This is a genomic window from Pseudarthrobacter sp. BIM B-2242 (assembly GCF_014764445.1).
GTDB classification, from domain to species: domain Bacteria; phylum Actinomycetota; class Actinomycetes; order Actinomycetales; family Micrococcaceae; genus Arthrobacter; species Arthrobacter luteus_A.
The window spans coordinates 982,357-997,676 of the sequence record NZ_CP061721.1 but is presented as its reverse complement, the minus strand read 5'-3'; the positions used below and the strand labels follow the sequence as shown (position 1 = coordinate 997,676).

The following is a 15,320-nucleotide window of genomic DNA, read 5'->3' as shown; positions in this document are numbered from 1 at the left end:
CTCCCTAGACGATGAGTGACTTGTGCTGCTGGAGCTCATCCAACATCTGATTGCGAAGTCGATCAATGTATTCCTCGACCTCAAGTTCAGACTTCAGCGTCGCATTGGGCGGAATAATCTTGAATGCGGTGGGTTCCAAAAGCCTGGCGGCGGCCTCGCGCAACCGGCCCAGCTGGGCGTCAACTGCATCTATGCGGTCATTCCACGAGCTCACGGGGCGGCTTTCCAAAGCAGCCAATACCTGATCTGCCGTTCCTAGCGCAGGCGTTACCACCAGCGCCAATTCATACTTCGATAAAAGTTCTTCCTGTTGGCCACCGCTCATGGCACCCCAACTGTCATCGCCCGCTAAATGCGCTAGCGCCTCCGCAACGGCCTGATTGTAACGGGACAATTGGGCGTTCAGCGCAGTGCGCAGGACCTCGGCTGCCGCGAGGATGATGGGCGCGACGGGATCAGGTGACTGAAGCAGCTGCCGGTTATCCTGAACTGAACGCAACTGATCCGCTATGTGCTCCCCGTCACCGGGCAAATGGGCAACTAGGCGCTGTGCTTTGGAAAAATTGGCTAACCTGTCCTGCTTGAGCGTTGATGCAGTCCGCCATTCCACTACGGCAGTCCGGATCGCTTCACGGTGGTCGTGCACCGATGAAATCAATTCGTTTCCCTTCAGACCCTTCAGCGGGTCCAGAAACTCCGTCGACGGCGGCGCCGGCAGCGGTGGGGCACCACCTGCGGCACCGGCAAGGTCACTAAGTCGCTGTAAGAGCAACCCGCACGCGGCCGCCTCTTCGTTCCTCTCCACGGCAATTCCGGACTCAGTGAGCACCTGCTGTACGGCAAGCCTTACGCCGAGCGGGACGACCTTTGTTTCGCGGCGGAAAATCAGCTTACCGATGGCATTTGGCTTCAGCTGTCGCGCGGAGACCGGGAGACCGTTTTCCTCAGCGTTCAGCTCGGTAGCCAGTACGAGCGCCGCGAGGCCCGCATGTACTGCGTCGCGCGGCCAGCCGTACTCTGGGGATTCAAACTTTTTCCGGAGATCGTTTCCGGATGTTCCCGCAGGCCCGACAGCGGAAAGTATTGCTTTGCAGACTGGGTGCGACGCAGTTGGCCCCTTGTGATTAACAGCTTCCAAACAGTTTTCGTTGCCTTCCACCGCTCGTGCCCATACAGTTGCCCAGCCTGTATGGTCACCTTCCCGGAACTTGGGGTAAAGACGGTCAATGGATCGATCTGCAGCGGTTGCCAGAGCCTTACTTAGGTCCGATTCTGCAATTCGATTACCTCCGGACTGTGCAACGGTCGACTGACGAAGAACATCTGAAACGTGCCCGGCTACCTTCTGTCGAGCCATCTCTCGGGTGGACTCCATGGCTTTGAGGGCGGATACACCCTCGTCCGTATTCGGACGCGGCCTGGTTGCCAACGTTTCCTCTGCTGCTGCCAAGTCCGCCAAGGCACCGGCCAAGGCGTCTGCGTCGACCTTGGGTAGGTAAACAAAGATGAGGGGCGAGTCCGTGCTTCCCGAGCTAGCCAGGTCAGTAAACTGTTTTTCTGCCAAATCCCAACCTGTGCGGACCCAGACCGGAATGCTGACGTCAACCTTCGGCTCTACGTCGCTGAAACTATTTTCAACGTTTCGTGGGGTCTTACTGAGGCCGTGTTGCCGTGACCGGGGGACAACTCGCGTCATTGCGTCTCGGAAGGCGCTGTCCCGCGCGTGTGAAACGCGGGTCGAGTCACTCAGGAAAGAAGCCCTGCGGTTACGGAAGTCCTTTGCCCATTCCTGTCCTGCCTGTGTCTGCAGGAAGTACTCCTCATCAACTTTCAGGAGCTTGGATTCGGCATGAAGCTGCTCGAGAACCTTTGGAACTTCGGCACGTAAACGAGGTCCGGCGCCGGACAGATCATCCACCAGGAGATCGGCGATGTGCTGCTCAGTGGCCCGGACGCCTGTGTCTGCAAAGCCTTCCCGGGAGAGCTGCGAAATCAGGAATACAAGAGCCAGGACACGGCTCCGAAGCTCTCCTTCGGGCCCCTGCGAACGCTCCCCCTTGATGAGCTGCTCGATCTCACGAAGCAGCACGCCAGTCTGGAGCATGTCAGCAGACTTCTCATCGTAAATGAAGTCTGCAGGCACAACCGTGCCGACCGGAGAGTCCGCCACAACTCTGCTCGCTTCATGCACAACACGCAACTGGGAACGGAGCTGGCCCGCCTTGCCCGCCTTGTCAACCGAACGGAGGACGTGCTCCCAGAAGCGGCGACGGGACGGCAGCAAGGGGTAGTCAGGGATAAGGTATTTTTCGTCGGAAGCCGATGGCGCAATGACAGCACCGCCCAGCTGCCTGTCAATCTCACCTGCCTGCTTCTCGAGGACCAATTCCAGCGCGGGCACACTTTCAGGCCGCTTCCGCAAAACGACCTCCCGGATAACGGCGTCGACGTCGGTGTCGGAGAGCTGCACTTGAATGGCGAAACGGTCGATCAGCTTCTGAAGGACGGCAGTAGTCTGGAGAGCGGCCTGTCCCGTGGCAACAATCATGAGGAGACCGTCAAAACCGCTTGAGCACGCTTCTACGAGCAACTGGACCTGCTGGGCACGGTCTGGGTCCTCGTTGATGAACTGCTGCATTTCGTCAAGAACAACGAGGGCACACGGCAGCTTACCCACCGTGTCCGACACCTGGCGAAGCACATGTTCTACGGTCTTGATGGTCTCTGACAGGGAGATATCTTCCGGCTGCGGGAACTGATTGTGGATCTGTTCCCTGGCCATGTCGGGGCTGGCTGCCCACCCCGGCTTCGCAGCCAGGATCGCCTCACCCAGCTCCGAGACGTACATATTTTCGAGGACCATCTCCCAGTCCAGTCCTCGGTTTGCGATGTCCGCCTGGACCGTTTCAAATAAGCCCTCATCTTGAAGCCACATCACACAGCGGGCCGGCGCCAGGTCCGTCGGAAGGCCGGCGGCGCCAAGAATGATTGACAGAAACCCGAGGCGCACAGAACCGGCTCCCGCACCGAGAGTGCCCGCCGCTGACCAGAGACCCCCGTTACGGCTCCCAATAGTACTGAGCTCGCGCAAAACGTCAGTTACAGGTTGGGGCGTGCGGACCAACCCTCGCGCCGTCGACCCGTCCGCTAGCTCCAGATCTCGCCAAAGGTACTCCAGAACCCTCACCAGATGCGATTTTCCGCTTCCGTAGAACCCGCTGACCCATGCTGCCGGCTGTGAGGATCCTGCCTGCCCTACGTATGAGGATAAGATGCGGTCTAAGCCTTGCGCGTATGCGCCCTCGCAAACGAAGCTCTTCAGCTCGTACTCCAGCACGGCCCAGCCGGCGTCGTCAGTGGGTTCCCCAACTTTCGCCACCCCAAGATTGGGGATGCTCTTCTTGGTTGGGTCCTCGACGAAAATCTCTTTGTTCAGCATCACAACGTGTCCTCTGTGGCAGTGATTGGTGTGGCGAGGTAATTCCAGCCATCTCTGGCTTCGAGCAGTCGGTAGTTGGAGCCGTCGCGTTCACCGGGGAAAAAGACAACCAGACGCCCTGCCGCCTCGGGGGCAAGATCTTCGATGAACTTGCTGACCTTTGTAAAGGGGAACAAAGATCCCACGCCGAGGACGGCGACTACCCCGTCGCTATCGTTGGCGGCACCATCCAATGATGAGCGCACTTGGACAACGAGGTCCCTTTCAAAGTCCCGAAGCGCAGCAGCCGACAGCTTGTCAGGGCTCTTGAAGTACGTTTCCCTGTATGGGTTTCGCCCGATCCAGTCTCCAAAACTGTTGGTCACATCGGCCACCGACCAGGTTTTCTTTGCCTTGGCTGTGGCAACAGCAAACGCTGCGATCCGCGCCCTCAATCGACGCTCGTCGTTCGGAGGGTAGACGACCATCCAAACGCGCTGTGCAGGTGCGAGGTTTCGCGACCACGGCAGAGCCACGAATCGTTCGTACGCGCCCACAAGGGCGTCGATGTCACTCATTTGCAAGATCCTCCATGGGTCTCAGAAGGTGCCGGAACCCGATCTCGACAATCCCGCCCCCGGATCGTAGCTCAATATACCCACGCTGGCCGGCGACTCCGGCCATGGCCTCGATTTCGCGCACGTCCGCATCGAAGAACGCTGTCCACTGAGTGTCGTATAGGGACGGCCCACGGGCTCCCTGCAAGTGGCCAAGGAGGAGCGCGAACGCCAGCGCCGCTGGGCGCGGCTCCACTTGCCGGCGAGTTTTTGAAGCCCGGCCGTGGAGATGCCCTGTCTGCGTCCATGACGATGCAGTGTTCCGACCAATCTTGGCCGCTGTACCTTCGTTATATGCATGAGGAAACGCGGCTTCTACAAGTCCGGTGAGCATTTCAGCCGTCACGAGCGCTCCCTCATCGAACGCGAGGAGACCCGAAGCAGACGCCCGGAAAACGCTGTCTCGCGCCATGGCCGACAAACCAGCTAAGAGAGGCTGTGCCTTCTCATCTTCGTCCCACAGGTCACGCATTGCCCGGAACATTATGCGGTTGGGATCGAGAAGGTACAGTTCGCGCAAATAGCGGAAGGTCCGCCGGCGGCCCTCCGTTGTAGCCCGTCCGAGCACGTTGTGCTCGACGGCGGCCATTTCGTAATCGGCCAGGCCAGACGCCTTGGGCACTGCAGAGAGAAGTGAAGTCAGGTGTCCGATGGCAATCGTGTGGCTAGTGTTCGTGCCGCCGGGCACATGGCCACTGACAATATCGCGGTCATCGAACGGCCCCAATGACGATCTCCTACTCACGAACAACTCTGACTTCAAACTGTAGCGGCAGCTGCCTCCCGGGACGAATCAACCCGCCGGAAGCGACGGGGCTTATAGGGCTTGCAGGTTATGGCGTTTATGTTGTCCGGCAGATAGCGGGCGGGCGCGAGCCGTCAAAGCATATGCCGGACCGTTGCATCCTTCGGACTAGCCGCAGGCACAGCCACCCATACTTGCCGTGACCCCAAGGCTCGGTCTACTTACCTGGACGATAAGGTGTGATCAACACAAAATGAAGGAGAACTGTGAAGGCCGTTGACTCGCATCTACTTACGCTGCTGAAAGCGAGCAGTCAGTTCATAGTGCCGATCTACCAGCGCCTTTACTCTTGGCACGAAGCGGAGTGCGCGCAGTTGTGGGCAGATATCCTCCGCGCGGGATCGACTGCGGCACTTGGGTCACATTTCACGGGGTCTATCGTCTACGTCGCAAAGGATCAAGCCACTAACACCTCCGCTGAGCCCGATCTGATCATCGATGGCCAGCAGCGGGTCACCACTGTAACCCTGATACTCGCAGCTCTGGTTGACCGGCTGGAGGCACTACCGGACGGTCAGCGGGAGCCCTGGGACGGTTTCTCTCCGCGAAAGATCCGGAATCGCTACCTACTCAATGATGATGAAGAAGGTGAACGTCAGTTCAAGCTGATCTTGTCCCAGAGCGACAGGCCGGCGTTGATCGCGATCCTACAGGGAGCGGAGCCGGCCAACGACACGGAAACCCGCGTCATCGAGAACTATTCCTACTTCCGGCGGAAGCTTGATGATCCGAAGCTCGATTTGTCCCTCGTCTGCCGCGGCCTCGACAAACTCGTCGTCGTCGATGTAAAGCTCGAGCGCGGGGTGGACAACCCCCAGCTCGTCTTTGAAGCCATGAACTCGACCGGCAAGAAGCTGTCCCAGGCCGATCTGATTCGCAACTACGTCCTCATGGACCTGCCACCCAAACAGCAGGAGAAAGTCTACTCGGCCTATTGGCGTCCAATGGAGCTCGAGTTTATGGGTGCTGAGGAGAGTCAGTTCGATGAGTTCGTCCGCCATTACCTGACCAATAAGACCGGCGAGATACCTCGCTTGGACGGCATCTATGACGCATTCAAGGATCACGCGACAGCTTTCACAAGCGCGGACGAAACAATCGAGTCTCTCGTTATCGAGCTGCGTCAGTACGCGCGCCGCTACTGCGCGATGGCGTTGGGCAAGGAGACGGATCCGACCTTGTGGCGGGCCTTTAAGGACCTGGACCAGATCAAGGCTGATGTCGTCTACCCTTTCCTGCTCGATGTCTACACGGACTACGAGCTCGGGACTTTGACTCGCGACGGCGTGCTCCAGATCGTTGATTTAGTTACCTCGTACATCTTCCGCCGCGCGGTTTGCCGCATCCCGACCAACTCGCTGAACAAGACCTTTGCTGGCTTCAGTTCAGCTGTGCGCAAGGATCGGTATCTCGAGAGCGTTAAGGCAAACTTTCTCGGCTTCAAGAGCTACCGCAGATTTCCGACTGACGCCGAGTTCGTTTCCGGGCTCAAGTCCAGTGACCTGTACAACTTTCGCCGGCGCTCTTACTTTTTTCGCATGCTGGAGAACTACGGCCGCAAGGAGCGCGTGACGATCGAGGATTACACGATCGAGCACATAATGCCGCAGAACGAGAACCTGTCGGATGAATGGCAATTGTCTCTTGGGGAAGACTGGCAGGACGTGCAATCGACTTACCTGCACACGCTCGGAAACCTCACGCTCACGGGCTACAACTCGGAGTACTCCGATCACGCGTTCGCAAAGAAGCGCGACATGGAGGGAGGGTTCAAAGACAGCCCGCTCAGGCTCAACAAGGGGTTAGGGCAACTCGAATTCTGGAACGCGAGCGAGATCCAAAAACGCAACGCGCGGCTGGCAGACGATGCGCTCAAGATCTGGTCCCTGCCGGAACTGCCAGCCCAAACGATCACGGAGTTACAAAAAAGACGTGCAGAGTCGGATTTCTCCATTGAAGACCACCCACATCTGCTCAAGCAGCCGCGACGAGCCCTATTCGAAAAGTTTAGTGCGGAAGTTCTGGCCCTAGACCCAGTCGTCACTCAGCAATTCTTGAAGCAATACGTCGCTTTTAAGGCTGAGACTAACTTCGTCGACGTGGTCCCGCAGAAGGCTCGGCTGAGGTTGAGCCTCAACATCCCACTCGAGGCACTCCGAGACGAGCGGGGCCTTGCCTGGGACGTCAGCGACAAGGGGCATTGGGGCAATGGCCCAACCGAGGTCAGCCTGAACGAGGAGACCGACCTCGGCTACACCATCGGCTTGGTTCGTCAGGCTTTCGAGTACCAGATGGGTGGGGAATAGGCAGCGCTGTAGGCACTTATGAGCTTCTCTACGAGGAGTTCGTAACGCGGCTGCACCTTGAGTCAATCTTCGGAGGTAGCGGGATGCGCCGGCGGGCTACCTGAAACTTCGCACAAGCCTTGTTAGCAGAGCGTCACTGCGCCACCGGAGCAGCCGTGGCGAACACATCCGCCGGCATCGGCCGGTGCAGCTTCCACGTGATGGCAATGGGCTTTTCACCCTTGTGCTGCACGTAGTCCACCTGGCCCAGGCATGTGTATGGAACCGTCAGCCCGGTCTCGTCGTCGGCTGTATCCCTGGTGAAGATCAGAACCTTGGAGCCGTGCGATGCCCGGTCCAGGTACCGCTTCCCCGTCGGGCTCCCTGGCGACGTCGCGTTCTGCGATTCCCAGTGGAACAGCTCGGGGCTGATGGCGTAGTCCTTATACATTGTGGTGGCCGAATGCTTCTTGTCGTCTTTGTTCAGCGTCACAAAGAAGGCGTCGGTGGAGGTCGCCGGGCACCAGGCCACGCCCTCCCGGTGCTGCACATTCTTGCCGAGCTCCAGCGACCCGTACTGCAGGGCGGCCAAGATCTCTTCACGCCGGTAGGTTGCGTGCGAAAGCAATGGAACGTGCTGCAGCCCCGCTCCCAGCCCCTTGGCGGCGTGCTTGGAAGCGGCCACCCCAAGCTTCACGATCTGGCGGATCTCGCTGCACACAAACTGGTAGCCGCGCAGGTAGTCCAGTCCGTCGTCGTACGTCTGGAAACCGCCGCCGTCGTCCCACAACGTATAGAACAGCATCCGGGCAAAAGTCTGCTCACGCATTCCCAGCTCCGCATAGCGGGGCGCATCGGGGCCGACCAGCATCGAGTACGCCTCTGCGCGTTCTGGGTCATCCACATGAATCAGGGCAGCCATCCGGCCCAGCAGCTTCTTCTCGTCGGCGTCCGTCCTGTCCTCGATCTTCCCGCGGAGCACCGTCTCCAGGGGAGAGAAGCCCTCGATCAGCCCAGCCAGGCGAAGGTAGCCGGTCCACGAATCCCTCGTCGACCGATAGATCGACTTCACGTCGTTCCCGGACTGCTCCAGATAGGCCTCCAGCTCGGTCTCCGCGTACGAGGCAATATCCCGGACCAACTGCGCTCGGTTAAACCGCAACTGTGCCTTGATGTTGTCCAGCACCACCTTCTGTGCCACCCGGTCCAGCACGATCTGCGAGCCCGACGGCAGGTAGGGGAACTCGTCCTCGACGGCCTTTTCCAATTCCTTGCGCCCGTAACCGGTCAGGGCCCGGTAGCGCAGGTCAAAGCGGAACTCACGCCGTTGCTGGCCAATGAAGTCCATGACGGTCAGCACCGCCTTGCCCTCGGCGCGGCGCAGCCCCCGACCCAGTTGCTGGAGGAAAATCGTGGCGCTCTGCGTCGGCCGGAGCAGCAGGATAGTGTCCACCTGCGGCAGATCCAGCCCTTCGTTGAAGAGGTCGACTGCGAAGATGCAGTTGATCTCCCGCCGGCGGAGTCTCTCCAGCGCGTCTGCGCGGTCGGCGTCGTCAGTGCTGCCATCAACGGCAACCGCAGCTATGCCTGCACGGTTGAACACCTCCGCCATGTAGTGGGCGTGCTGGACCGATACGCAGAAGCCGATGGCCCGCATCTGATCGGTGCTGGTGACCTTGTCGCGGAGTTCGCGGATCACCTTGGCGGCGCGGGCGTCGTTACCGGTGTACAGGTTGCTGAGCTGGGCGGCGTCGTAGTTGCCGCGCTTCCATTCCAACTGGCTCAAGTCAACGTCGTCAGACACACCAAAGTAGTGGAACGGCACCAGCAGGTCAGCATCCAGCGCATCCCAGAGCCGCAGCTCGCTGGCGGTGCGGCCATCGAAGAACTGCTTGGCGACGTCGACGCCGTCGCCACGTTCCGGCGTCGCAGTCAGTCCGAGAAGTTGCTGCGGCTGGAGATAATCCAGCAGGCGCCGGTACGTGGGCGCCATGGCGTGGTGGAACTCATCGATGACGACGACGTCGAAAAAGTCCGGCTCCAGCTGTTCGATGCCGAGCGATGACAACGACTGGACGGAAGCGAAGATATGCTTCCACTCTTTGGGCTTGTGGTCCCCCACGTAGAGTTCACCAAAAGCGCCGTCCTGCATGACGTCGCGGTAAGTACGCATCGCTTGCTTCAGGATTTCCTGTCGGTGGGCGACGAAGAGCAACTTGAGATCACGGCCGGCAGCCTCAGACAGGCGTTTGTAGTCCAGTGCCGCGATGACTGTTTTCCCGGTGCCGGTGGCCGCGACCAGGAGGTTGTGGTTGAAACCCTTGAGCCGCTCGGCTTCCAGCTCCTCGAGCATCTCTTCCTGGTGGAGGAACGGCTGCACTTCCAGCCCTGTAGCCGCGCCCGGGACTGCGGTGCGCCGCCCTCCGTTGCGTTCCAGCGCGGCATCCAGCCTTTCGCCGTCGCGTTCCGGATCGTAGCTTTGGAAGGCCCGCTGCTCCCAGTAGCTGTCGAAGGTGACCTCGAACTTTTGCAGCAGCGTGGGGGTACCGACGGAGCTGAGCCTGACGTTCCATTCCAGGCCATCCAGCAGTGCAGCCTGGCTGAGGTTGGAGCTCCCGACGTACGCGGTGTCGAAGCCGGAGTTCCTGCGGAACAACCAGGCCTTTGCGTGGAGGCGAGTGGCCTGGGTTTCATAGTTGATCCTGACCTCGGCGCCGTAGCGGTTGACGAGCTCGTCGATGGCGCGGCGTTCCGTGGCGCCCATGTAGGTGGTGGTGAGGACTCGGAGTCTGGCACCGCGTTCTTTGAGCTGCTCCAGGGCAGGCTCCAGCAGACGGAGCCCCGTCCAGCGGACGAAGGCGCAGAGCAGGTCGACGGTGTTCGCGGACCCGATCTCGGCCCGGAGCTCCGCGGCGAGATTTGGCTCGTCCTTGCTATTGGTCAGCAGCGCTGAGTCACTGAGCTTGGTGGTGGGTCTGCGGAGTTGGCGGCGCTTCAGGGTGTCCGGGCGGTGAAGGGACCGTAATTGGGCAGGACCTGGCGCGATGCGGTCCGCGTGCTTTAGCTCTTGGAGAAGCTTGTTTGCAAGGGCGACACGTTCAGTCGGTTTGGCTGCTTCCAGGGCTTGGCGCACGGCGTCGGCAACGTGGCGGGAGAGGATATCCGGGGTGTCCTCGTCGTCTACGTTTGCGAAGACTGGATGGAGTTCTTGCTCTTTGCTCAGACGGTTACTGAGCACCTCCGTGCTCAGCAGTTCGTACAAGCCCTCGGGCAGCTGCTCCGCTGCCACTCCCCCAAAGAAATTAGTCACTGCGCCAGGGTATTTCGCGGGAGGGACCGGAGCCAACTCAGCTGCAGTGTTCGGCCCATCGAATATTCGGAATTCCTGTATACGCCTGTTCTCGATATTGTGACCGAATGAATCGAAAAACAGACGAAAACGTTGAAGGGGTGCAAAATCGCGAGGTCCGAATTTCAGACTTTTCCAACGCGGAGCTCCTCGAAGAGTTGGCTCGGCGCCTTCACTCAGCATCAGAGGAGTTGAAACTCCACCAGGCGTCCCAGACCGCAACGAGTGAGAATGACGCAACCGAGTTTAATGGTCGACACCTGCCCGAAACCGTGGACGGGCTCCTGGCCATGGTCAACGTCGGATCGCAGGCATTTGATGACGGCACCGCTAGGGACAGCCCAGACCCGTTCACGTCCCCCAAGTTACTTCGGAAGAAAGCGATCGTGAAGCTCGCACGTGTTTGGACTCGAATGGCGCTGGACCCGTCAAGACTTCGAAATGGGGAAATCAACCGCCGTCTAATGGAACGCGAGGCAGGCATTCCACGGAATACTATGCGCCCGTACCTCGACGCTGGGCTGGAACTTCACAGGTCTGGCCGACTCTATCTGGATGAGGAACCATCAGAAGTCGACATCCGCATAGTTGAAAAGTCGATGAACTAGGGCGAAAGCTCGCACATCCGCAGAAATCTTGCCTGTCGCGGACTCATGTGCAGCCAGGTTCTCACCCCGCGGAGCCATTCCAGCGCCAGCAACAGCGACGTTGCTTTGACTCTGTGCCTCAGACAGCTGTGCGCCCGGACCTGTCAAGTGACATTCTTTCGGCTAGCGGCCCTAGGATGTGGGAATGCCCGTCGGAGATTGCGAAAACTCGTTCTTGGAAGCAGCTGCCCACGAAGGCATCGAGCTGGTCAGGTACAAACAACCGTGGCTGAATCAGCGGGGCCACTTCGGCTTGCCCGGTGATGCCGGAGCCGAATTCATTATCTTGGACAAGATCTTTCACGAACTTGGCGGCGACGGTGAGGCACAATCAGCTAAGCGGACAACTGCGCTGCCCGGCGACTTCATCCACCTGCCCACTGGGACGATGATCGAAATCGATGAGGTTCAGCATTTCACCAGCTACCGCATGCGGACCTTCGCACACTATCCAGCGGACGCCAGCCTGGGATTCGACTCTGACGAGTACGTGAACCTATGCAAAAAGTACTGCCGAACAGCGGATGCGTACCGGCTCAATAAGGCAGCCTCCGGCTTCGGCCCCGGTGGCCGACAGCGCCAAAGAGCCTACAATGACGCTTTGCGCGATCTAGTAATTCCTGCCATGGGCCAGCCGCCCTTGATCCGCATCGCGGCGCCCGACGGTAACGGTACTGCTGCGTTTGAGCGGAACAGCGTCCGAATTCTGAGGGCACTATCATGACCCGGCCTCACGTCTTCGTCGCTATGGCAGACATGCTCAACCTCAAATGCGATGCTTGGCTGCTTCCTACGGACTCCACCGTCCGAATCGAACAGCATTGGCTGCGGGCGAACCCCGACCTCCAAGGAATCGCTGCCGCATCGGCTTCGAAAGATTTCCGAGCAGGGACAGTTCTCGCGGAGCCCGTGGCCGCCTGGGAACCGGCGGATCCACTCCCCGTTCTGACTGCGGTTCCGCTGGACGGCATCTGGGATTCCACTGCTGTGGCGCGGCGACTGGAGGCATTCGTGCGTGCCGCCACCGGCGCCACTTCCAGTCCGGCGCTGCGGCCCTACAGATTGCTGGCCGTTCCGTTCTTCGGGACGGCCGGCGGCGGTGCAGGAAACCACCTCGGGGCTATGCTGCGCGGGCTGCTGGACGTCTGCGCGAATCTGGCTACTAAGTTCGCCGTCGACTTAGTCATCGTGCTCCGCGACAAGGCAGCCTTCTCTCTGGCCCAGAAGCTTCGCCGGGACGCGGGCGGCTCGGAGTGCTGGCCTTCGCTTGGTGACGAACTGCATGCCAAGGCGCAAGGGCTCGGCAAGCTCGCGCGCTCTGGCCACTTGGTGCCCTTTCTTGGTGCGGGGGTCAGCGTTAGCGCCGGAGCGCCGAGCTGGAGAGATTTGCTTACGGCCTTGCGCGCTGGAGTCCAGTTGGACGAGGGTGCAGTTGCTGCATTCGAGAAGCTGGCAGTGCTCGATCAGGCCGGCGTGCTGGAGCAGCTCTACATCGACCAGCACGGTTCCCGGGCTGCCTTTGGCGAAGCCGTCGCGAGGGCCGTGGACCTGCAGAAGTATGGCTTGGCGCCCGCGCTGCTTGCCGCCGTCCCCTCTTCGGGAGCAATCACGCTGAACTATGACCGACTCTTCGAGTTGGCGTGCCACGATGCCCAACGGCCGCGAACCGTCCTGCCGGAGAACATACCTGCAGTCGGCAACAGCTGGCTCTTGAAATTGCACGGATCCGTCAGCCAACCTGCATCAATCGTTTTGACGCGTGACGACTACCTTGGTTACAACAGCAACCGCGAAGCCCTGTCCGCCTTGGTCAAGGCACATCTGCTGACACACCATTTACTCTTCGTGGGTTTCGGCCTGGCAGACGACCATTTCCATGAGATCGTCCACGATGTCAGGCGGGCTCTGCCGGAGGGGCTCTCCGAGGGGCACCACATGGGGACGGTACTCTCCCTTTTTCATGAGCCACTTCAGTCCATGGTCTGGAAGGGCAAGCTGGACATCCTCTCGATGCCGGCGGAGTCCGGCGCCGGCCACTTGAACGTCGATCAATCAAAGCTTGCGCTGGCGATATCCGGACGAGAGCTCGAAGTCTTCCTGGACATGTTAGGCGCTTACGCTACCGACAATCACTCGTATTTGCTGGCACCCGCCTACGACGCCGGCCTAAATCACACCGAGGCACAGTTGCGCGCCCAACTGCTGAAACTGGCTGAGCAGCCGCGACCGCCCGGAACCGAGGAGGTGTGGGCGTTGCTCGACCAGACGCTCGACGGGCTCGGCCATTCTGCAAACAATGAGTGGAGAGAGTCATGACGGACGAAAAGAAGGTCCTGGAACAAGTCGCCGGTTACTTGGGCAACTACGTTTACCTACTGCTTGACCCGCAAACGCGGATTCCGTTCTACGTGGGTAAGGGCAGTAAGACACGCGTTCTAGACCACGGACTGGAGGCAAAAGCCCTGACCCCCGCAGGAGATGAACCCAGCAGTGAGCGCTCGCGCAAGCTCGACGCCATCAATAGCATTCACGACGCCGGACTGAAACCAGAAATCTGGATATTGCGGCACAGTATGGGCCCGGAATACACCCAGGTTGAGGCGTCTGCCATCGACCTGCTGAGTTCATTTCTGCTCCAACCGGGCGACGCCTCTCGCCCCTTAGCCCACTTGGATCAGCTCACCAACGGCCGCCGCGAAGCATCCAACGGACACGGTATCGAGACTTTGGACAATATTGTGGCCGAGTTTGCGGCACCGGATCTTGGCCGCGCCGTTCCGCCCCTGCTGCTTGTTACCCTGAAGCCTTGGGTTGAAGCGGAAGAAATGGCACCCGGCGGATCCGTGCGATCCGGCTATGGCTTCAAATCCGAATGGCTCAATGCCAAGGGCATGTCTGAGTTTGCCGCAGAGCTCGGCGACTCCGTCCGCTGCTGGTGGAAGCTGAACCAAACCCGCATAGAAGCCGAAGGAATCGACCACGTTGTCGCCGTTCACCGCGGCGTAACTAGGGGCCTGTTTCGGATCCTCTCCGACACCTGGGAACAGAACGCGGCCACTGGTAGACGTGGCTTCCAGGTCAGCCCGGTTTTGGATGGACCGCTGTTCGACCAGGTCATCGGCGAGTATGGCTACCGGACGATAGCGAAGAAGCGCGGGGACATGAGCACACTAAACTACTGGCCCCGTGCCGAGTGACGTGTCGAGCATGATCCAGAGTTGACGCTACCCACGCACCTCAACCGCTCAAAGCAAATGGTGGCCGAAGTGTTCCACTACGAATCGGCGAACATTTCTACCCAGCGACTTGTAACTCTCGTGCAAAGTAATGAACCGTCAGCGAAGTTCTTGGCTGTTTCATCGCATGTCGCGGCACCCGGAATTCGCGGCCAACTGTTCGTGGTAGTCGAACTCTAATGCCACGTGGGGTCCATGTATGTTGCTGATGCATGGACCTAGGGCCTTCGCCACAACCGCGAAGGCCTCCCCCGCGTCCCGTCGGACATCTGCCCCGTCCCGACCAGCTTCGGCTCCATGAACCGCCGGAACGTGTCCCGCATCAACGGAGCACCCGCCACCGCCTCGTGCAGCTCCCGCAGATCCTTCAACGTAAACGGCTCATCCAGCAACGCCCCAGGATCCGGAGCCTCCACATAGGCAGTCCGCAGCCAGTCCACGGCCTTCGCCACGATGTCCGCGTGCCCGTAGGGCAGCCCGCCGATCAGCTCCAGTTCCCCGGTAACGGAAGCCAGCCTGGCGCCGTCGGACTTTAGCGCTTCCTGCAGAGCCGCCAACGGCACGACGTCCACGTGCGCCACTGACAACACCCAGCCGCGATCGTCGCGCCCAGGCTCGTCGAACACCTGCAACTGCCGCGGTACCCGCCCGGTAATCCCCGCCTTCTCGCGCAGGCAGCGCAGCACCGCGTCCGCCAGGGTTTCCCGCTCGCGCAGGAACGTGCCAGGAAGGGCCCACTGTCCGTGCTGATGGTCTTCCGCGCGCCGCACAAGCAGCACGCACACGCTCCCCTCTGCGACGGTCAGCACCGCCGTATCCACCGCCACCGACGGTCGCGGGTAGTCGAGCAGGGACGCGCCAGGAATGTTCTTGGAAACCATCACATCTTATTTATCGCAGTCTTGCGCTAAAGATGCAAGCGGTGCATACTGAGATCAATTAGCGCAGAAATGCATTAAATCA

The 15,320-nt window shown here is 60.0% G+C and carries 10 protein-coding genes; 5 read left to right on the top strand and 5 right to left on the bottom strand.

Annotated elements, in window-relative coordinates; genetic code table 11:
* Positions 1–4: 4 nt before the first annotated feature.
* The 3 genes from brxC to IDT60_RS04715 are packed head-to-tail and all read right to left on the bottom strand — an operon-like array spanning position 5 to position 4,762.
* On the bottom strand, positions 5–3,439 hold the full coding sequence (brxC, locus tag IDT60_RS04725) for a BREX system P-loop protein BrxC (protein WP_223883883.1): 3,435 nt from the start codon (positions 3,437–3,439) through the stop codon (positions 5–7).
* Positions 3,439–3,996, bottom strand: coding sequence for a BREX protein BrxB domain-containing protein (locus IDT60_RS04720; protein ID WP_191081070.1), 558 nt, complete (start codon positions 3,994–3,996; stop codon positions 3,439–3,441). The genes brxC and IDT60_RS04720 overlap by 1 nt, the downstream gene beginning before the upstream one ends.
* On the bottom strand, positions 3,989–4,762 hold the full coding sequence (locus tag IDT60_RS04715; RefSeq protein ID WP_191081069.1) for a hypothetical protein: 774 nt from the start codon (positions 4,760–4,762) through the stop codon (positions 3,989–3,991). The genes IDT60_RS04720 and IDT60_RS04715 overlap by 8 nt, the downstream gene beginning before the upstream one ends.
* Positions 4,763–5,046: 284 nt before the next feature.
* Here IDT60_RS04715 and IDT60_RS04710 point away from each other — a divergent pair, with 284 nt between their 5' ends.
* Complete coding sequence (locus tag IDT60_RS04710; protein WP_191081068.1) at positions 5,047–7,146, top strand: DUF262 and DUF1524 domain-containing protein; 2,100 nt, start codon at positions 5,047–5,049, stop codon at positions 7,144–7,146.
* Between the two features lie 133 nt (positions 7,147–7,279).
* On the opposite strand, the gene IDT60_RS04705 is transcribed toward IDT60_RS04710, so the two are convergent.
* The gene (locus tag IDT60_RS04705) at positions 7,280–10,399 is read right to left on the bottom strand and encodes a DUF3427 domain-containing protein (RefSeq protein ID WP_305072166.1); all 3,120 of its coding nucleotides are present in this window, start codon (positions 10,397–10,399) and stop codon (positions 7,280–7,282) included.
* 143 nt (positions 10,400–10,542) lie between these two features.
* On the opposite strand from IDT60_RS04705, the gene IDT60_RS04700 reads away from it, so the two are divergent.
* From IDT60_RS04700 to IDT60_RS04685, 4 genes are all read left to right on the top strand, one after another.
* On the top strand, positions 10,543–11,082 hold the full coding sequence (locus IDT60_RS04700) for a hypothetical protein (protein ID WP_191081066.1): 540 nt from the start codon (positions 10,543–10,545) through the stop codon (positions 11,080–11,082).
* Between the two features lie 184 nt (positions 11,083–11,266).
* Entirely contained in the window at positions 11,267–11,845 is a 579-nt protein-coding gene (locus IDT60_RS04695; RefSeq protein WP_191081065.1) for a hypothetical protein, read from the top strand.
* Between the two features lie 32 nt (positions 11,846–11,877).
* The gene (locus IDT60_RS04690) at positions 11,878–13,437 is read left to right on the top strand and encodes an SIR2 family protein (RefSeq protein WP_191081064.1); all 1,560 of its coding nucleotides are present in this window, start codon (positions 11,878–11,880) and stop codon (positions 13,435–13,437) included.
* Positions 13,434–14,318 carry a hypothetical protein gene (locus IDT60_RS04685; RefSeq protein ID WP_191081063.1) on the top strand — a complete coding sequence of 295 codons (885 nt, stop codon included), beginning with the start codon at positions 13,434–13,436 and terminating at the stop codon, positions 14,316–14,318. Before IDT60_RS04690 ends, IDT60_RS04685 begins: the two co-directional genes overlap by 4 nt.
* Positions 14,319–14,575: 257 nt before the next feature.
* On the opposite strand, the gene IDT60_RS04680 is transcribed toward IDT60_RS04685, so the two are convergent.
* Positions 14,576–15,238 carry an NUDIX hydrolase gene (locus IDT60_RS04680; protein WP_191081062.1) on the bottom strand — a complete coding sequence of 221 codons (663 nt, stop codon included), beginning with the start codon at positions 15,236–15,238 and terminating at the stop codon, positions 14,576–14,578.
* Positions 15,239–15,320 lie beyond the last annotated feature (82 nt).